General features: G+C 48.0%; 12 protein-coding genes. 6 read left to right on the forward strand and 6 right to left on the reverse strand.

The annotated features are described in order from the left end of the window. The first annotated feature begins 299 nt into the window (after positions 1-299). The gene (locus QUB63_RS11235; protein ID WP_332945154.1) at positions 300-1487 is read left to right on the forward strand and encodes an anion transporter; all 1188 of its coding nucleotides are present in this window, start codon (positions 300-302) and stop codon (positions 1485-1487) included. A 77-nt stretch (positions 1488-1564) separates the two neighbouring features. On the opposite strand, the gene QUB63_RS11240 is transcribed toward QUB63_RS11235, so the two are convergent. After that, positions 1565-5818 carry an alpha-mannosidase gene (locus QUB63_RS11240; protein ID WP_332945155.1) on the reverse strand — a complete coding sequence of 1418 codons (4254 nt, stop codon included), beginning with the start codon at positions 5816-5818 and terminating at the stop codon, positions 1565-1567. Between the two features lie 174 nt (positions 5819-5992). Between QUB63_RS11240 and QUB63_RS11245 the strand changes: the two genes are divergently transcribed. The 3 genes from QUB63_RS11245 to QUB63_RS11255 all read left to right on the forward strand — a co-directional run bounded on the left by QUB63_RS11245 (position 5993) and on the right by QUB63_RS11255 (position 11477). After that, a complete protein-coding gene (locus QUB63_RS11245; protein ID WP_332945157.1) occupies positions 5993-7975 on the forward strand; it encodes a hypothetical protein in 1983 nt (660 codons plus the stop codon). A gap of 494 nt (positions 7976-8469) precedes the next feature. Continuing rightward, positions 8470-8586, forward strand: a complete 117-nt coding sequence (locus QUB63_RS11250) for a photosystem II reaction center protein I (protein WP_039887172.1) — start codon at positions 8470-8472, stop codon at positions 8584-8586. A gap of 350 nt (positions 8587-8936) precedes the next feature. Continuing rightward, positions 8937-11477 carry a DUF3769 domain-containing protein gene (locus QUB63_RS11255; protein WP_332945159.1) on the forward strand — a complete coding sequence of 847 codons (2541 nt, stop codon included), beginning with the start codon at positions 8937-8939 and terminating at the stop codon, positions 11475-11477. On the opposite strand, the gene QUB63_RS11260 is transcribed toward QUB63_RS11255, so the two are convergent. Further along, on the reverse strand, positions 11474-11686 hold the full coding sequence (locus tag QUB63_RS11260; RefSeq protein ID WP_332945160.1) for a hypothetical protein: 213 nt from the start codon (positions 11684-11686) through the stop codon (positions 11474-11476). The two genes, QUB63_RS11255 and QUB63_RS11260, sit on opposite strands and share 4 nt — an antisense overlap. A gap of 142 nt (positions 11687-11828) precedes the next feature. Here QUB63_RS11260 and QUB63_RS11265 point away from each other — a divergent pair, with 142 nt between their 5' ends. Further along, positions 11829-12500: a hypothetical protein gene (locus QUB63_RS11265; RefSeq protein ID WP_332945162.1), complete on the forward strand. Its 672-nt coding sequence runs from the start codon at positions 11829-11831 to the stop codon at positions 12498-12500. Between the two features lie 177 nt (positions 12501-12677). Here QUB63_RS11265 and QUB63_RS11270 read toward each other — a convergent pair whose 3' ends face one another. Then, positions 12678-13190, reverse strand: coding sequence for a phycobiliprotein lyase (locus tag QUB63_RS11270; RefSeq protein WP_332945223.1), 513 nt, complete (start codon positions 13188-13190; stop codon positions 12678-12680). A gap of 109 nt (positions 13191-13299) precedes the next feature. Then, a complete protein-coding gene (locus QUB63_RS11275; RefSeq protein WP_332945163.1) occupies positions 13300-13488 on the reverse strand; it encodes a hypothetical protein in 189 nt (62 codons plus the stop codon). Between the two features lie 633 nt (positions 13489-14121). On the opposite strand from QUB63_RS11275, the gene QUB63_RS11280 reads away from it, so the two are divergent. Then, on the forward strand, positions 14122-16359 hold the full coding sequence (locus QUB63_RS11280) for a hypothetical protein (protein ID WP_332945165.1): 2238 nt from the start codon (positions 14122-14124) through the stop codon (positions 16357-16359). Between the two features lie 309 nt (positions 16360-16668). Here QUB63_RS11280 and QUB63_RS11285 read toward each other — a convergent pair whose 3' ends face one another. Further along, positions 16669-18078: a (Fe-S)-binding protein gene (locus QUB63_RS11285; protein ID WP_332945167.1), complete on the reverse strand. Its 1410-nt coding sequence runs from the start codon at positions 18076-18078 to the stop codon at positions 16669-16671. Between the two features lie 297 nt (positions 18079-18375). Continuing rightward, on the reverse strand, positions 18376-19788 hold the full coding sequence (locus QUB63_RS11290) for an FAD-binding oxidoreductase (RefSeq protein WP_332945168.1): 1413 nt from the start codon (positions 19786-19788) through the stop codon (positions 18376-18378). Positions 19789-19822 lie beyond the last annotated feature (34 nt).

Raw genomic sequence — 19822 nt, forward strand, 5'->3', positions numbered from 1 at the left:
AAGAAGTTCGGCAACGGATTATATAACGGATGTAACGGATGTAACTAATGTCAGGAAAACTTGTCGGCCAGCGCAGCCGAAGGAAAGAAGAAGCCCTGGACGAAGGTGCAATCGACCGACTGTGTTTGTGCAATGCGAGAACGTCCTAAACGTCTTAGCAGTTGCTGTAGTTGGTAGACCGCCTGCAGGCGATATTTCCCGCTAGCTGCGGTACCAGCAGGTTTAACTGCAATTACCCTCCTGTACTTTTAGCATCCTCGACAATGGAAAAAATCGGCAATCAAGGGTTTTAAGTATCTATGATAACATTCAAATATCTAGTGTTGGGACTGACTTACTTGGGTTTCGGTTTGGGATATTTGCCCGGGCTGCGGATGAACCGGGCGGCGATCGCTATTGTTGGGTCAGCTTGTGCGGTGGCTTTGGGGATACTCGACCTGAAAACTGCTTGGCAGGCGATCGACCCAAGTACGATCGTTTTTTTGTTAGGAATGATGGTCGTTAATTCAGCTTTGGGAGCATCCGGTTTTTTTCAACTAGCCTTAGAGTTTTTAACTCGCTTCACTCGTTCTCCTTTCGGCATTTTAGCAGCCGTTACTTTTGGCAGCGGCATTCTATCAGCATTTTTTCTCAACGACACTACTGCGATTTTACTCGCTCCTTTAACCCTGAGCCTGACTCGCTCTTTATCTCTCAATCCCATCCCTTATCTTTTGGCTTTAGCGGGAGGCACTAATTTAGGTTCAGTAGCAACTGTGAGCGGCAACCCGCAAAATATTCTCGTCGGTGCTTTTTCGGGAATTAGTTATTTAGAATTTGCCCGTTCTCTCGCACCGATAGCTTTAATTTGTTTGTTGGTGCAAGTAGCTTGGCTGTGGTTCCTTTATCCAGAAGTGCGTTCTTGCAAATCTTTGCCGGAAGTTCCCCAAGTCCGGTATCGCTTGTTCAAGCCATTACTGGCAAAAAGTTTGTTTGTGACAGCAGGACTTTTAGTAGCTTTTTTAGCGGGAGCACCTTTAGCAGAATCTGCCTGGATAGCTGCCAGTATATTGTTAATTACCAGGCGCGTCAAGTCCGATCGCATTTTGCAAGGAGTTGACTGGAACTTGCTAGCGATGTTTGCGGGACTGTTTGTGATTACCAAGGCAACTCAACAACTGGGTTTGTTGGAAAATTTAACTAATTTCACAGGTACACCGCTGAGTTTGTTGGGAGTCACAGTAATTCTGTCTAACTTAATTTCCAACGTACCAGCCGTGTTAGTTCTGCAATCGGTAATTGTCAAAACAGATACGCAAGGTTGGCTGCTGTTGGCAGCGGGTTCTACTCTGGCGGGAAATCTAACTTTGTTAGGTTCTGTGGCTAATTTAATTGTCGCGGAAGCAGCCGGAAAATCAGGCTATAATTTAACATTTAAAGAGCATTTGCAGTTCGGGCTGCCGCTGACTGTCGTTACCTTAGGAATTGCGTATTTTTGGCTGTACTAAAAAGCGGCATTACCCTAGGTTTTGAGATTATCCCTTGTTCCCTTCCCCTCTTCCTTCGCGTCCTTAGCGCCTAAGCGCTACGCGCAGGCTACGCCAACGCGGTTCCTTAAAACAGCAAAACTCGCAATTTTCCAACGTTCTATCTTAAAACCTCGCCCCTGAGGCAACTTTTCCGACAAATTTGCCGACCTTTCTAACAAATCTACTGACTCTAAAATCTCCAATCCCAAATCGCTATCCAACTCTAACACAGCCTGTTTCCCCTCAGACTCGCAACAGCGCAAAATCCACAGATTAGCATCATCTTCCGACTGTTTAAACGCCACCAACACTAAATTTTCGGCGGACAAATCCAAGAACTTGCCAACTGCCGGCAGAGTCTGATTTCGGTTTTCCTCGAATTTTGGCAAGACTTTTACCAGCAGCGGCAAATTTAACTCGTACCCCTGTCGAACTGTGCCGGCATCTTGCCAATTTCCAGCGTGGGGATAGACTGCACAAGTAAATTCGGAAACTCCTTTATCTGCTGCTTCATCCGGCCAAGTCGAACCCCTGAGCAAAGTCAGCCGAATTTGATTTGGTTGAATGTCGCAACCGTATTTGCAATCGTTGAGCAAGCTAACTCCAAAACCGTCATTGCTGATATCCGTCCAACGCAAAATCGGTACTTCCCATTTGGCTTTTTCGGCGGGTGTCTGCGGTTTGGTTGTGCGCGCGATCGCACCGCCGGGAATTTCGCAAGTTGCAAAATCAGCTTCGACATTTAACCCGAAGGCTGTTTTCACTAAAACGTGAGTTTCTTGCCAATCTACGACTGTCTTAATTTTCAGCAGCGGCGAATCTATTTCTACTGTATAATCTTGGCGAAACTCGGATTTACCAATTTGCAGAACTGCGCGCAAAATCTGCCGCACTTCTCCCCGCTCTACCCAATAAATCTCTTTGAGTATCGGCGCGGGTAATGGATGTTTTTGGTAATTCGGATCGATGTTCCAAGCATCCCAATATTGACCGCTGTCTTGAAAGGCTTGCAGTTGATTGCCTCCGGCTGCATTCAGGACTTCTCTGTTGTTTGCTTTATCCCAAATGCTGGATAAATTGCCAGTTTTTGCGTCTATTTTTGCCAGAATAAGTTCATTTTCCAAGACGATTTCTTGGGCTGCAAAATGCGTTTCTTGACAAGGCGTGTTTTTTTGTGCTATACCGTATGTAAGTTTCGATAAATCTGTCTGTTTTTCGGTGGCTGGGCTGGCGGACGCACGCTCTACGGTTTGAGCGTCACGACAGAGCCAAAACAGGCGGTAGCCGATCGCCGGAACACGATCTGCCGAAAATAACAGTGTAAATTCGGATTGCGGTTGGAGCCGATCGCCCTTAACAATCTGCTTCGTCAACCGCTGTCCCGACAAATCGCAAATTTGCCAAGCGGAATCCCGAAGGGGTAGGGCGACAACCTCAGAGCGCGACCAATTGAGAGTATTGAAAACAAAAATCGGTTGAGCGTCCGGCTGGGGTGGCTTCGGCAGAGAAATTTGAGCAGCGATGGCATCCAAAGATTGTAGCAGGATTTGGCGGCAAGCGCGATCGACCTCGGCAAAGGCTAGATTAGCATCAGTATAGACTTGGGCGATCGCCGAACCGGGCAAAATATCGTGAAACTGGTTGAACAACACCTGTTTCCAAGCCGATTCTAACTCAGATTTCGGATAAACCGCGCCGGTGCAAATAGTTGCGATCGAAGACAGCAATTCCGCTTGATAGAGCAATTCTTCGCAGCGGCGGTTTTGGCGTTTTTGGTCGGCGCGAGTCGTGTAGCAACCCCGGTGGAATTCTAAGTAAAGTTCGTCTTGCCAAATTGGGAGAGTGGGGGAGGGGGAGAGGGGGAGAGGGGGAGAATTTTTTAGTTGGGATTTCTCGTTGTGAATCTCTGTTGAGAAATCAAGGTATTCAGGTTCTGATTCCGACATTGTGGCGGAAAAATTACTATCTAATGCCGACAAATTCTCGGCTGTTTTCCGAAATTTCAAGCTTTCCGGGTTTTCCGGCGACTTCATTCGACTTTCGGGTAAAGTTGCCGAATTTTCGAGCAAGTTTCCAGGTGCGACATCCAACAAATTCTCGACAACTTTCCCAGATTCCAAACTTGCGGGAGTTTCGGCGGTTGAAGTTCGAGTTTCGCGCAAAGCTGTCGAATTTTCGAGCAAGTTTTCAGGTGCGACATCCAACAAATTCTCGACAGTTTTCGGAAGTGGCAAATTTTCCCGACTTGGCGGCTGCTGCGTTTCAGTTTCGCGCAAAGTAGCCGAATTTTCGAGCAAGTTTCCAGATGCGACATCCGTCAAAGTTTCGACTGTTTTCGGAAGTGGCAAATTTTCCGGACTTGGCTGCGAAACATCAGATTGAGACTCAGATTTCGCAACTTCCGGCAAAAACTGACTCTCAATCAAAGACAAATAATCAACCGCTTTGGCAAACTGTAAATTTGGGAAAAAAGGCGACAACTTCCAGCGTTTAGCAACTTCAAGCATATCACGAGTCGGGCCGCCGCCGTGGTCGCCAACTCCCGGCAACCAAAGAGCATCCTGCAAACCAGTTTTAACTTGCCAGTCAAAAGCATGACTTGCCATTTTTACAGATTCTACACTTTCGCCGATCGCGCCAGACATCATGCTAAATATTTTAGTACCATCCAACCCTTCCCACCAAAACGCACCGTGGGGAAATTGGGTCGAATCATTCCAGCACAACTTCTGCGTCACAAAATAATCAACTCCACCTTGCCGCAAAATCTGAGGTAATTGCCACCCAAAACCAAAAGTATCCGGTAGCCAAGCCACCCGCATCAATTCCCCAAACTTTTCTTTCGCATAACGCTGTCCGTAAAAAACTTGCCGCACCATTGATTCAGCCGAAATCAAGTTTAAATCCGGTTCAACCCACATCCCGCCGACAACTTCCCAGCGTCCGACGGCCACCTGTTTTTGAATCGCAGCAAATAAGTCCGGGCGGTGTTCTTCCATCCAAGCATAAAGCGCTGGAGTTGAATGGCAAAAAATTAAATCGGGAAACTCTGATTGCAATTTCAATACCGACTCAAAAGTTCGTTCCGCCGCTTTCCAAGTTTCCGGGACAGGCCACAGCCAAGCTAAATCTAAATGAGCGTGACCGACCAAATAGATTTTACCTGTATATATAGATGTATGGTAAGTTTCAAGTGAGTCAGGTCGGGATTGGTAATTGGTAATTGGTAATTGGTAATTGGTAATTGGTAATTGGTGATTGGCTGGCGAGTGCCTGACTTGATTGAGAAAAGCTGTATCGCCAGTTTCACCTATATATATAGATGTACTGTTCTGATTTTCTCCAACCTGAGAAAGTTTCTCCCTTCTTCCTCCCTCTGTGTCCTCAGCGCCCTCTGCGGTTAAATCATTTAAATCCGCAACAAAAGATGTACTGTTCCGATTTTCACCTATATATATAGATGTACTGTTCTGATTTTCTCCAACCTGAGAAACCCTGCCTCTTTCTCCCTCTGTGCCCTCTGCGCCCTCTGCGGTTAAATCATCCAACTCCCCAGAAAAAGCCCGCAGACATCCCAGTAAATTGTGCCGCAAAACAGACAAAGATCGATCGAACTTTTGGCGATCGCACACAGCAGACCAATCAATCAAACCAAGCGCCAAATCAATCTCAGATTGCAGCATTTCCCCCTTGACAAACCAGGGTGGACTTGCTATGATTTCGGTGGGGAGGTATTGGGAATTTTTATTTTCTAGATTTAGAGTCAGCGAATTTTGCAAAATCTCTAATTCCGCAGCCACAAAACCCGGATCGAAACAAGTAGAGTCCGCCGCTTCGTACAAACAAATCGATCGCACTAAAGCACCGTTATCGTGACCCGGACTTACCAGACGCAAAATAACTAAAAATTCATCGCCCGGATTGGCCGACGCACTCAACAAAACTCGATCGGCACAATCAAATAAATCGCCGCGCCCGACTAACTCACCGTTAACAAAAATAGCAGCATCTTCTGCCCACCAAGTCAAGCCCAGCAGCAACCGCAAACCAAGCACAGGATAGCCGTGCAAATTGTCGGGAATTACAAATTTCTGCCCTAAATAAACAACTTGCTTCCCAGACGGCCAAGCAATATGTCCTTTCCCGTTAAGTTCGGCAACCGGCCCGTTAGAAATACCTACCGAACCCGCAGCAGCCGAGTCACAATCGCAGTACCTCCAGCCAGACTGAACCTCCACTTGGCTGAGGCGGCGCAACTTCTCTACAACTTCAGAAATATTATTGCTAGCAGGTGGCACAGAAGCGTTCATTTTTAGCTAAAATAGGACTTGCGCAGGAATCGGGAGCGGAATTGAACCGCGAAGACGCGAAGAAAGAAAGGTTTCAGAGGGTTTGAAATTGCGATTCAGATCCAGGTTGGATTTTACTGCAAAATTCAGCAATTCCGGCGCGCATCTAAAATCAGCAATTCAATAATTAAACTTATGTCGAACGGTTACTCGGGCCCATACCAAAGCCGACTATTAAATTTTATATCGAAACAGTCCCGCCAAGTCGCCGATAATTGCGATCGCACTTGGCGACAAATTCAAGCAGCAACCCTCAGCGCCACCCAAATTCTACTTTATCCAGCTTACTTGCTCGTCCAAAGTTCCCGAATGTTGAGCAGACAGTTGCGGGAATCAAGCCAAAAAGTAGATTTGCCCGAACTTCAAGAATATGACGGCGACGAAAATTCCGATTTTTCGGGAAATTGGTATCCGGGGGAAATTTCAGATGAAAGCTCGATCGACCAAATCTTAAACCTCGCTGAAAATTTGCTAAACTCGTCGCAAACCGCCACAACTTTAGCCAGATTCCCGCTGTTAATCCAGACAAATCCTGCAACTGAAACAGCCGATCGCGATTTAGATCGTCCAGCAATCAACTTTATCAGACAAACTGCAAAGTATCAAACAACTTCCGTCTTAGAACATCCGCTGGCTAAAACTCAATTTGACAGCAAACCGAAAGTGGAGGGAATCGCGAGTTTTATCCCCGCCCGCACTTTAGTCTTGGTGGGAGATGAAAATCAGATATTAGATATTTTGACACCCGAACAGCAAGAACTGCTGGAAAGTCGCATAACTTGGGAAGTAGCCAACTGCGGGCCCGAACGGCGCTCAATTGCTCAAAAAGAATTAAAATTTAATCTCGGTTTAGAGTCGGCTGCTAAAAAATCTCAGTTGGCGCCGGTGCGTCGTTTTTGGGAATTGATGGCCTGGGTTCAGTCGAGTCCGGTTGCTGTGAAAAGAAATCAGTTTGGAGAATCAATCCTGGCAGTCAAAGGCGCGATCGACCGCAATTCCATCCTAGTCCAAAAAGCGATCGCGCCGATCGCTCCTGCCAACACCGCACAGCAGTCGATTGCTGCATCAAATTCGATCGACCAAAATATCCCAAAATTAGAAACTAATTTTAACAGCAAGTTCGATCGAGCCGGCAATCCGCTCTCATTTGTTACATTACTCGATCGCGCCGCCGTCAACCTCGAAGAATTTACCCTCCCCCCAGCCGCCAAAACCACCCCCGACAACCAAGAAGTCAAATTTGATACATCGCCGCCAGAAACCAATTTAGGGCTTTCCGCCCGCGAAATCCTCGAAAAATACGCTCAAAACATCGAAAAAATGATTTGGTCGTCAGTAGACCACCTGCTGGGAAAAGAAACGGCCGCAAGTGATAATACCGAGAAAGCGGTTGCAATTCAGTATTATTTGAAACAGCGACAACTAGAAGAGAAAACTCAAAACAGCCCAAAGGTCGATCGACCTTGGCTGAATTGGCAAGACTTATTCGGGGAACCAGCACCTGGGCACTTAATCGAAGGAAGTGCCGAAGCCGAGACAGCAGCTCAAAGCTCGGTATCACAAAGCAGCCAAAAAGTCAAGCAAGAACTTGCAGAATTAGTAGAATTGCCAGAAAGTCGATCGAGCGCCGTCTCAATATCGCCTTACCCAGAAGCAATTCACCGGATGCTGGCGCAGCTCAAACAGAGCTTGATGGCAAAAGTCCCACAAAGTCAACCCCAAAAAGGCTCAAATTTAGCAGTCACTCCAGAAAATAGCTCTGCACTCGCAGCAGAATCAACCCCAGGACGCGCACAGGAAACCCAAGTGCCAAAACACACAAACCCCAACACCCCACAAAACAACCAATCCCCAGCAGCAATCACCCAGCTTCCCAGCAGATACACCCCCGCCACAAACCCCGCCCAACCAAAAAATCAGAGCGCAGCCGTCCAACCCGAGGCGCAATACTTAGAAACCAAAGCCGAATCGATGGGTTACATTAAACACCCACTAGAACAAGTGCTCGAATGGCTCGATTTAATCATGGTGCGCGTCGAAAAAATCGTCGAGCAAATCTGGAATTGGGCAAAAACCAACTTGCCAACAATCCTCAAAAGCAAAGATAAAATTGACTAATCTTTAGCTTATCATAGAATTTGGTCTAAAACCCCGTGCTTCTAGCACGGCTTGCGAGTATAATTGAACGGTCAAGGTTAAACTCCTTCGCCCGAAGTGAAACGGTTGGAAGACACACTTTTAGGCGTAAAGCATTGGACAAAGAGCGGCGAAAACTCGCTAAACAGCCTGGGATTAAAACAATCACATCCCACCACCAGAGAACTAAATATTGTGTCGTTTGGAATTGTAGGGCGGGGCACGCCCGAACACTAGGCTCGTATCCTAGTACGCTTGGGGAGATAGACCAAGAAAGGATTCACTAAGTTAGGCTCGTCAGTTTGTGCTGTCGCACGGTTGAAAAGTTTAAGTATTGCCTCCGGGATAGTGAATTTTAAGGTCGTTCGTAGAGCCAAGAATCCTCGTACCTTCAGGTCGAGGAGTGTCAAGATAAAAAAGTTGCCGCAACAGCAGCAAATCAGCCCGCTATTATGCCATTTTTGGAGACTCCCACAGTGCTAACCCTCAAAATCGTAGTTAATGTAGTTGTTCTATTCTTTGTTTCCCTGTTCATATTTGGATTTTTGTCCAATGACCCAGCCCGGAACCCCAACCGCAGAGACATGGAATAAACCAGCTATCTCCGTCGCTGACTCGGGGGCACGCCACCGCAGCCCCCAAACCCGCAAAAATTAGTCCAACAAAACTTGACCTCGCACCACCAGCGAGGTTATCTTGTGGCAAAAGAAACCCCGGTTGTGAGGAAAATATTGGCTTTGGCAAGGAAAAATGTCCCAAGCAACCGGGTTTCTCAGGATGAGCGGGTGAGGCGATCCGCGCACCCGAAGATTTCCGGTTAACCTTGAAATACTGTCTGTTAAATGCAAAAATTTGCATGATAAATTGTCCGCTATAAAAAACCCTGTAAAATCTAAAATCTAAAATCTAAAATCTAACATCGGATGACTCACCTGTTGTAACTATGCCCTATCCGGTACCGCCAGAACCCCCTGCCATCATCTACATCACAAAACCCAAAAAAGTCGCCCTCACTGTCGCGGCCGGCGATGCAGACACCCGCAGCAACTCCGCAGAAATACCGGAACCAAGCCCAGAAAGCGTTCAGCCAGAACCAACACCCGCCCCGCTATCAGAAGGAGCAGCACTCCTCGACACCACCCCAGCCACGAGTCAGCAGCCTCCAGAAATCGCCGACCCCCTCACCTCCGTGGAAAGTGGCGAGGCAGTGGTAGGATTTCAGCGTCGGGCTTCTGCGGGAAAACCCGAAACTGCGGAAGCTCAAAAAGATTCCTCGTTTACTGCTTACCAATTGGGTTCGGTAGAAAATGCCATTGCCGCTCGGAATCGGCAACGAACTGCCGGGGAGCAAGGAAAAGAGGACAATAATGCGCTCCGACAGCAGGAAAGCGGGTATCAGGCCCAAGGCCGACAGTTAGAAGATAACGCCCCCGTACCTGCGGAGATTCCCATTCCAGAACCCGCGCCAGAACAGCGAAACAGCGGGCAGCAACAGTTGGAAATTCCAACGGCGCCCCCAGGGCCAACGACGCCCGCACCCCGAACGCCCCCAGCGCCGAAACCGAAGCCCAAACCAGCGCCAGTGCCGGGAGTCCGCACCGCACCCAATCAGCGGACGGTGCCGTTTCCTGTGAGTCCGGCTGATACGATCGAAGTTAAGGCCGACAGCCAAGAATTTGACGACAAGCAGCAAATTGTCACGGCGGTTGGTAGGGTTGTGGTGCGGTTCCGGCAAACTGTGATTGATGCCGATCGCGCGATCGTCAACTTAGTCACCCGCCAAGTGATAGCATCCGGTAATGTCGCCTATACCCGCGGCCAACAAGTAGTCCGCGGCCGGCAGATGGAATTCAATCTCGGCCTCAACTCCGGCGCAGTCGAACAAGCCAGCGGCGAAATATTCCTGCCCGCAGCAGGTAGCGAATTGACGCCCACACTGCCCACAGATATCAGTGCCGGAACCATTCTCGAACAGCCCCTGAGCGATCGAATTACCAGCCAGCAGCCCCTGCGCGGAGTCAAATCCCCCGGAGCCGCAAATATTACCATCGGGGGCGGCGGACAGCTAGCAGCCCCCCAAATTACCGGCGCCGTCAACCGCATCCGCTTTGAAGCAGAACGCCTGGAACTCCTGCCAGACGGCGCGAGAGTAGCAACCAACATTCGGATTACCAACGACCCATTTTCCCCGCCAGAACTCGAATACAGGGCCCGGAGGGCAACGATTAGAAGGATTTCGCCCACGGCTGAGGAATTGGTCACAAATTCGCCCCGCTTGGTGTTCGACAACCGCATCAAAATACCCGTGTATCCCCGCAGACAAGTGTTTGACAGCCGGCAGCAGAACGGCCCTTGTTTGACCTTTGGCTACGACGGGGGCGATAGGGGCGGTTTGTTCGCCGAGTGCGGTTTTGAAGTGTTGCAAAACGGGCCCGTGCGGCTGAGCCTGACGCCCCAAGTTTACCTCCAGCGGGTTGTCGAAAAGCACGGCGGCAATCCGTTTTTCCCCGACAGCTACGGGCTCAAAGCCAGGTTGGGGGCGACTCTGGGCCCGCGCACAAACCTGGAAGGATCGGCGATATTTCTGAGTTTCGACAATTTCCCGAATTTGCCGGAAAACAGCTTTCGGGGCAATTTGCGCCTGCGACAGTCGATCGGCACTCACTCTCTGGCAGCAGAATATAGTTATCGCGATCGGCTCTTCAACGGTTCTCTAGGCGAGCAAACCGTGCAGAGCAGCCTGGGGGCCGTCCTCACTTCGCCGCAGATGCAAATCGGCAGCACAGGCATCAATTTCAGCTATCAAGCCGGGTATCAATTTATCAATGCTGACACCGATCGACCAGACTTGCTCGAACCAGTGCGCGAAAACAACCGCATCGATTTGGGCCGCGCCCAAGCCAGCATCGCCTTGAGCCGCGGCTTCAACCTGTGGCAAGGTCAACCGCTGCCCCGCACTCCCACCCAAGGTTTGAGGTACACGCGCACGCCGGTGGTTCCTTTCTTGCAACTGGCCTTGGGAGTCCGGGGAGTTGGCACTTATTACAGCAGCGGCGACAGACAAAATTCGATCGCCAGCAGCATCGGCATTCAAGGGCAGTTCGGCCATTTCTCCCGCCCTTTCCTCGACTACACTGGATTTAACGTGACTTACACTCAGGTAGCGCGGGACGGGGTATCGCCTTATTTGTTCGATCGGCTAGTAGATTTGAAAGTTCTGTCTTTTGGACTGGTGCAGCAAGTTTACGGAGGCTTTCGAGTCGGGTTTCAAAGTGCTATTAATTTAGAAAGCAAGGAAACAATCAGTACCAACTACACTTTAGAATACAGCCGCCGCAGCTATGCAATTATTTTGCGTTTTAATCCTGAGCGTCAAGTCGGCAGCCTGACATTTAGAATTAGCGACTTCAACTGGAACGGTACACCCCAACCTTTTTCCGGGGACGTGCGAACAGTAGAAGGAGGCGTGCGTTTATCCGATTAATTCAATTGGGCAATGGGTAACGGGTAATTGGCAATAGATAATTTGGAAGGGGTAATGGGTAATTGGTAATGGGTAATTGGTAATGGGTAATTGGTAATTGGTAATTGGTAATTGGTAATGGGTAATTGGTAATTGGTAATAACGAAGCCCAAAAAAATTCCCAATTTACCAATTCCCAATTCACTAATTCCCAATTCACCAATTTTCAATTCACCAATTCCCAAGGATTAAGGACTAATGACCAATTCCCAAGGATTAAGGACTAATGACCAATGACGGCAGGACTAATGACTAATGACGGCAGGACTCTTGACTAATGACTAATGACGGCAGGACTAATTACCAATTCCCATGACAGAAGTGACGGCAATATCTGCACAAGCAGCGGCTCTGCTGGTTCACTACGGTTTTGACCTAGGTGGCAAAAAAGCAGAGAAATTGGCGGGTGAATGGCTGACCAAGTATCCCGGCTATTGGGTGCGTTTAGCAGTGGTTGAAGCCCTTTATCAAGGGCGCTACAAGGCTGTTTCTGTCGGACAGCTATTGAGTATGTGGCAGCGGATAGGCGAACCGCTCTATCATTTCAATCGCGAGTTTGAACGGTTAGTGTGCAACAATTTTCCTCAAAATTTAACCTTTGAAAGTGATGCAGGGCGACCGCAGGACGATATAATTTTATCGCACCCAAAATCGGAAGTCGGTGTCGCAGAATTAGATTTGTTCGAGCAGTCAGAAACAGAACTCGATCGCGCGCCAGATGCAGAAGTCCCGAATACAGAGGCCCAGGAAACAGAAAAACTGCCCGCCGCGGACGATCGCACCAAAGAAAATACAGAAGTTGTAGTATATGAAGATGTCGATGTGACCGCCCTAGCCGATCGAGCTGAAGTCGATCGCCCATTAACCGACAAACCTCTGACAAAATCATTCCCAGTTGTCAAACACACTGATTTTCACACCAAATTAAAAGCCGTTGCCCTCCAAGGCCGCAGAAAGAAAGGAGAAAGGACAAATAAGGTCTGAATTTTGGGAATGGATATAGCGCCAAAGAGTGTGAGTTTGGTCAAGCCGGAGCAATAACCAATGACCAATGACCAATGACCAATGACCAATGACCTTTTTCCCAATTACCAATGAAATCTGACTGCTTCCCTGTCAACTGTCAACTGTCAACTGTCAACTGTCAACTGTCAACGAAAGTTAACTTTTCGGACTTGCACCCATCCGAATTTCCGAACAAAAAGAAGCTTGTTCGGTACCGTTAGCTTGCTTAACAACGCTAGTCCGCAGCCGCAGATTGGGGATGAGATACCACAGCCTTTCTTCAGCATGGACGGTATCTGATTCTGTAATCAATGTCAGTACATCGTCGCCGCCCATCACGTAGCGGCTGTTTCCCTTCTCTTGCAACACCTTGCCTTCGCTGGGATTGTCGGGATTGGGTACGATCGCTAATATTGTAGAACCAATTTGTTTAGCTTGGTTGCGATCGGGAGTACCGTCCCAAGAAATCCGAACGCCCTTTAGCCCAGTTGAGTCCGGGTTAATCGAGTGCTGTTGGCAAAGTTTGACGACTGCTGCATCGCTAGCTGTCAGCATTTCTATTTTGAGGTCGGATTTACCTGCTTGCAATTCCCCAGAATTGAGATTGTGTACGGTGCGCTGGGAAAACCATTTGCCTGCACTTAACTCAAAAAACTCGATAACATCCATGAAATTTGTCTCTAAACTTAAATACTTCTTGATTTGCGATCGCGACTTGCGCGCCCGAGAGTCAGAAAACCGATTTCTTCCTGAGTAGCTAGTGGCCAAACCAATGATTTTAGCTAGAAACCCGGTTTAAGAGTGCAAGTCCTATTCTACATTTTAAAGGAACGGGGCGCACCTGCAAAGCTTTCCGGGAGGTTTGAGCCAAGCAGGTTGCAGGTGCGGCTGAGGTACGAAACCCAAGCAGGCGGACATCTAGCAGGCTGATGCAGCCCCATTGACCGAAAATTAGAGCATTCGGCATCGTATTTCACTAAACAAGTCTTGTTGGCACATCAAACAGGATGGCGATCGCTCAAAAATTTTAGCTTAACTCCGCCCAAAAACGGGTACAGGCTGCCAACTTAAGTCCTGGCCCCAAATTTTAGACCAATGTTCAACTTTCCAGATTCGCGGAGCTGCAAGTCAATTCTTTAATCGTAAGGGCGTGAGCCCTAGCCTCCGTCTCAAACTTGTACGCTCGCGACTTTTCCTGAGCGTAGCCGAAGGAAGTCGAAGTATCTCAAATCTCAAATCTCAAATCAATTGGTAGTGTGGAGCGATCGACAATCATTGCCCAAAACCCGTTATGTTAAGAAAAACAAAGATATATGTCAGATAGTTGTCGACCGGCAGATTTAGCGCTGTTAAGTTGAATTATATTGGCCGCAGTTGATGGTAATCGCAGGCCTGGGAAATTCTCAAAGCAGACTCAGACCAAAAAACCAGCGATTCATCGAAGCCTCACCAAACCGAGGGCAGCAGCCCGGTAGCAAATAGCCTTCAAATATGCCATGCTAAGTAAACGAGCAAAGTAAGCGAAAAAACTTTCTCGATCGAGTTTTGGACAAGGTGCAGCTAGCGATCGCATACATTTAAAAAAGACATCCACAAATTTATGAGCGAGTTTACACAAGGGCTGGATAAAATGCAGCCCGCAGAACAGACGCACTGTTTGGGAATCCTGCCAAGTCAGCTAGCAGCGACTTCAGACTCAGATAAATTATACAGCTTACTAACAGATTACAATTTTATTGAAGCCAAGCTGTCAGCATCGGGAGTACAAGCGCTAATAGAAGATTACGATTTAGCAACAAGTCCCGATATTATCACCTCCGATCAAAAAGCCGACAAACTAAAATTAATCCAAGAAGCAATCCGGCTTTCTGCCCACATTATAGCCAAAGATAGAACGCAACTAGCAGCCCAACTAATTTCCCGCTTAATGCGTTTTGAAATTCCAGAAATTCAAGCACTGCTAGCACAAGCAAAACAGCAGAAACACCCCTGGCTGCGGCCGCTAACGCCCAGCTTTACCCCTCCTGGCGGAAGATTGCTGCGCACCCTCACCGGACATACAGATTGGGTACAAGCTGTAGCAATCACCCCCGACGGCAAGCGGGCAATTTCTGCATCCTCCGACCACACTCTCAAAGTTTGGCACTTAGAAACAGGAGAAGAACTTTCCACCCTCAAAGGTCATCTTACCTACGTCAATGCTGTAGCCGTAACCCCAGACGGAACAAAAGTAATTTCAGGTTCTTGGGACAATACTATTAAAATTTGGAATTTAGCCACTGGAACAGAAATATTAACATTTGCCGGCGATACTTTTGCAGTAGAAGCAGTAGCAGTAACTCCCGACGGCAAGCGAGTAATTTCTGGTTCCTGGGACGGCAGCATAAAAGTTTGGAATTTGTCAACAGGGGCAGTGATTTTTAACCTGAAAGGTCACAGCAGTTTTGTCCAGTCCGTAGCAGTAACTCCAGACAGCAAGCGGTTGATTTCCGGGTCGGGCGACAACAGCATTAAAGTCTGGAACTTAGAAACAGGAAAAGAACTGTTTAGCCTCACCGGTCACGCAGATTGGGTAAAAGCTGTAGCAGTTACTCCCGACGGCGAAAACATAATTTCCGGCAGTTACGACGGCACAGTCAAAGTTTGGAGTTTGAGTGCGAGAGAAAAACTTTTTACTTTAGGAATTCACAGCAGTTTCGTCCAAGCTGTGGCAGTCAGTCCCGACGGAAAACGGGTTATTTCGGCTGCCGGCGACAAAACGCTGAAAGTTTGGAATTTGGAAACAAAAGAAGAACTTTTCACTTTTACCAATCACATCGCCCCTGTGAATGCTGTAGCTGTTACCCCCGACGGCAAGCGGATAGTTTCTGGTTCCTCTGACAAAACTCTGAAAGTTTGGCATCTAGAGATAGGCCAAGAAAATGTATCGTGTGCCGGTCACGATGACTGGGTAAATGCTGTAGCAGTGACGGCGGACGGTACTAAAGCCATTTCCGGTTCAGGCGACAACAACATTAAAGTCTGGAATCTCAAAAACGGACAAGAACTTTTTACAATTCCGGGACATAAAGATTGGGTAAAAGCGATCGCAATAACAGCAGATAGCAAGCGAGTAGTTTCGGGTTCCGGCGACAAAACCGTGAAAGTTTGGAATCTTGAAACCTGCCAGGAAATCTTTACTTTGAGGGGTCACACAGACTGGGTTAATTCTGTAGCAGTGACTGCGGACGGAACGATGGCGATTTCTGGATCGGGAGACAAAACCATTAAAGTTTGGAGTTTAGAAACAGGAGAGGAAATTTTTACGCTTTCAGGTCATGCTGACGGGATAAAAGCTGTGGCAGTTACTCCCGACGGCAAACGGATTATTTCGGCTTCGGGGGACAAAACCCTGAAAGTTTGGAGTTTGGGAAAAGAAAAGAATATTGTGGCTAATTTATGGAATTTAGCCGTCAAAAATCAACTTTTTACTCTCAAAGGTCATGAGAGTTTTGTCAATGCTGTGGCAGTTACGGCGGACGGCAAATGGGCGATTTCTGGCGGGCGGGAACACAATCTGAAAGTTTGGGATTTGTCAAGTAGAAAAGAAGTTTTTACTTTTGCAGGTCATGCGGATGCGGTAACATCTCTGGCGACTGTAGGAAATAAGGTGATTTCAGTTTCCGATGACAATACTCTCAAAGTTTGGGATTTGTTGAGTCGAAAAGTAGTTGCTACTTTCAGGGGAGATAGTGCTTTGAAAGCTTGCGCTATTGCACCGGATGGGGTGACAATCGTGGCGGCGGAAGCTTCGGGACAAGTGCATTTTTTGAGGTTGGAAGAGGGGAAGAGTCATTAGTCATTTGTCATTGGTAATTGGTCATTGGTAATTGGTCATTGGTAATTGGTAATTGGTCATTGGTCATTGTGCCGATCGCACTTTTGCTAAACTAGAAAAGTGCGATCGCCCGATCGCCCTTTTCCCCAGTCCAGTCTACAATTGTTCAGGGTCAATGCCCATCGATCGCAGTCTTTGGGCTAGTACAGCAGCCGGCTGTTCGCTTGTTTCAGGCGTGGAACAGGCCAGAAAGCCTGTAAACTTCTGCAATTCCTTAAAAAAATCTCATACAGCATCAAAAGCAGGGCAGACACCGCCCGCCCCAGCAAACTACTTCCTTTGTAACATCACCCCACGAATAGAATAATCCAAAAGCTCGATCGGGTGCATCAAAGTAACAACTTTCCCCTGCAACTCCAAATGCTTCTTAATTTGCAAAGAACAACCAGGATTAGAAGAAGCAATCAACTCGGCCCCAGTATTCAGCAAATTCTCCACCTTTTGCTGCCCCAAATCGTCAGCAACCTCCGGCTGCAACATATTGTAAACCCCCGCACTCCCGCAGCACAAAGCAGCATCCACAGGTTCTTTTAACTTCACACCCGGAATTTGTTGCAACAACTGACGCGGCTGCAAACTAATCTTTTGTCCGTGCAACAAATGACAAGCATCCTGATAAACAATAGTCAAATCTCCCTCAATCAAAGGATTGAGTTTCGCCGTCATTCCCGCCGTTGCCAAAAACTCCTGCACGTCCTTAACATTAGCAGCAAAATTCTCAGCTTTCTCCCGATATTCCGGGTCATCAGCTAAAATGTGACCGTATTCTTTCAAAGTGTGGCCGCACCCAGCAGCGTTGATAATCACAAAATCAACACCAGTATTTTCAAAGCTATCAATCATTTGTCTCGCCAAAGCCTTCGCCTGTTCGGCTTGTCCTTGGTGTTCCGGCAAAGCAGCACAGCATCCCTGACTTTTTGGAATCACAACCTCGCAGCCATTAGCCGTCAAAACTCGCACGGTAGCCTCATTAACAGGCGAGAATAACAACCGCTGCACGCAGCCTAAAATCACGCCGACTCGATAGCGTTTCTCCCCAAGTGCCGGAATTACCTCTGGTAAATTATCCCGGAAAGAATCGACTGTTACCTTCGGCAAAATTGATTCCATCGCCGCCAAGCGGGGAAATACTTTTTTCAGCAAACCAGTTTTGCGAATTAGTTTTGGCAGTCCTAACTTTTGATAAATAAACAGCGGAACGAGTAAAGGCCGCAATCTGTGAGGATAAGGGAACAGATTAAAAATCAGAGTGCGAATAACATTGTCGGAAAAAGTGCGTTTTTGATTGCGGGCGACTTGGTGGCGAGTTGCGGAAATTAACTTGTCGTATTGAACACCAGAAGGGCAAGTTGTCACGCAGGCCAAACAGCCCAAACAAGTATCAAAATGCTGCGAAGTTGCTTCATTTAAAGGTGCGTCGCCTTCATTAATTGCATCCATTAAATAAATGCGGCCTCTGGGCGAATCCATTTCTTTGCCGAGTACGCGATAACTCGGACAAGTAGACAAGCAAAAACCGCAATGCACGCAAGTATCAATTAATTTCGGATCGGGCGGTTTTTTGGCGTCGAAACCGGGAATTTCGAGGCTTTGCAAGTGGGGATTTTGTGCTAGGAAATTGCTTTCTTTAGCCGGTTTTAAATCGTCGCTGGGAATTTGAGATTTTTCTGAAGTTTGCATATATTAGCTAATTCTTTTGGTTCGTAGTGAGGACTTTAGTCCTTTTCCTGGGATTTAAGAAGGACTGAAATATTGGTGTCAACAATCGCAGAAAACCCTCGCTCTATCTCGCTTTTACCTGAGGCCCGATCCCCCTCAATCCCCCTTAAGAAGGGGGAGGCAAGAGCATTTCCGGTTCCCCCCTTCTTAAGGGGGGTTAGGGGGGATCGATGGCCTAATCGTCAAACAGTAGATCGGTACTACATAAGACGTTAAGTTGACATCAATGGGACTGAACTCCTTACTACAAACTTTAAATTAAATACCGCTGATAAAGCGATTTGGATTCAAAATATTTTCCGGGTCAAACTCTTGTTTGATCCGGCGCATTAGATCGATCGCACTTCCAGTATAGCCCCAAACATCTAACCCTTGCTTGATCTGGGCTGGCGCAGCCAAAACAGTCAGAAAACCGCCTTTAGCTTCGCACCCTTTGCGTACCTGCAACAGCGTATCCGCAGTCGCCGTCTCAAACCGCAAAACCCCCAAACCGCTGCCTGCATGAATCAAAGCATCTTGTACCGGCAATTCGTTAATTGCCTTGACTGCTTCCGACGGTCTGATGCCTATTTTGCAAATAATTGCTGAATTATTGGCAGAATTCCACACTGTTTCTGGCAATCTTTGCCATAATTGACGCTCATCATTCTCGCCGCAGCTAGTGCCTTGCAAGCCCAACTTTTCGCCAACTTCCAGCAAGCGCGCCGATTGTTGTTTAACGCTTGGGGCGATGCTTTGAAACCTCGCCACCAATCCCGCAGTTTTTCCCAAACCTAATTTTTCTACTAACTGCGGCGACAGCAAATCAACGGCCGTCGGTGTCAGAGCAGAAGATAATAAGATTTGAGCAGCTTCAGCTAAAGCATTAGTTTCACCTGTCAGTATGACAGTTCCCGATGATTCCGGCAGCGGATAAACTCGGAATGTTACTTGAGAAATGACGCCCAACGTGCCGTAGGAACCGGTAAACAGTTTCATCAAGTCGTAACCGGCGACATTTTTAACAACTCGACCTCCGGCTGTAGCAATTTTACCGTCCGATCGCACAAAGCTAATTCCCAGCAGCAAATCGCGCACGCCCCGATAGCGGTGCCGCAGGGAACCCGTGTCAGCAGCAGCGACAATGCCGCCCAAAGTGGCCTGTTGCGGATACGCCGGATCGATCGGCAAAAATTGACCTGATGCCCCTAAAATTTCCTGCAAATCCGCAAACTTCATGCCCGCCTCCGCAGTCACCGTTAAATCGCCCACAGCGTGTTCTACCAGCCGATTCAGGCGCGCCGTGCTCGCGACAGCGATCCCCCCTGCATCAGGAGATCCCCCTAAATCCCCCTCCCGGGGGACTTTGACAACATCTTGCTCCCCCCTTGTTAAGGGGGGCTGGGGGGGATCGGGGTCAAATTGAACTAAACCGCCCCAATCGAGTTTGCTGCCGCTCCCCCCCGGCAAGACGCCCCACCGATTTTGTCGGGCCAAAGCAATCACCGCCGCGAGTTCTTCCTGAGTATTGGGGTAAACGGTACAGGCTATTTTTGTGCCCGGGGCAACTGCTTTTTCTACCCGTTCTTGCCAAAATACCTCTGTGTCCTGATGCAGACAGATGCCAGAACTGCCGACAATACTTTCTAATTCTTTTGTGGTAACGTAATTTTCGGTAGAGAAAGATTTCATGAAGGTTATCAGACGCCCGGTAAAAAAAATAATC

The sequence above is a fragment of the Microcoleus sp. ARI1-B5 genome (assembly GCF_036705795.1).
Taxonomy (GTDB): domain Bacteria; phylum Cyanobacteriota; class Cyanobacteriia; order Cyanobacteriales; family Microcoleaceae; genus Microcoleus.

Bases quoted from the DNA above. Each gene is read 5' to 3' on its own strand.
- QUB63_RS11235 (WP_332945154.1), top strand. From the start codon at position 300: ATGATAACATTCAAATATCTAGTGTTGGGACTGACTTACTTGGGTTTC.
- QUB63_RS11240 (WP_332945155.1), bottom strand. From the start codon at position 5,818: ATGAACGCTTCTGTGCCACCTGCTAGCAATAATATTTCTGAAGTTGTA.
- QUB63_RS11245 (WP_332945157.1), top strand. From the start codon at position 5,993: ATGTCGAACGGTTACTCGGGCCCATACCAAAGCCGACTATTAAATTTT.
- QUB63_RS11255 (WP_332945159.1), top strand. From the start codon at position 8,937: ATGCCCTATCCGGTACCGCCAGAACCCCCTGCCATCATCTACATCACA.
- QUB63_RS11265 (WP_332945162.1), top strand. From the start codon at position 11,829: ATGACAGAAGTGACGGCAATATCTGCACAAGCAGCGGCTCTGCTGGTT.
- QUB63_RS11270 (WP_332945223.1), bottom strand. From the start codon at position 13,190: ATGGATGTTATCGAGTTTTTTGAGTTAAGTGCAGGCAAATGGTTTTCC.
- QUB63_RS11275 (WP_332945163.1), bottom strand. From the start codon at position 13,488: ATGCCGAATGCTCTAATTTTCGGTCAATGGGGCTGCATCAGCCTGCTA.
- QUB63_RS11280 (WP_332945165.1), top strand. From the start codon at position 14,122: ATGAGCGAGTTTACACAAGGGCTGGATAAAATGCAGCCCGCAGAACAG.
- QUB63_RS11285 (WP_332945167.1), bottom strand. From the start codon at position 18,078: ATGCAAACTTCAGAAAAATCTCAAATTCCCAGCGACGATTTAAAACCG.
- QUB63_RS11290 (WP_332945168.1), bottom strand. From the start codon at position 19,788: ATGAAATCTTTCTCTACCGAAAATTACGTTACCACAAAAGAATTAGAA.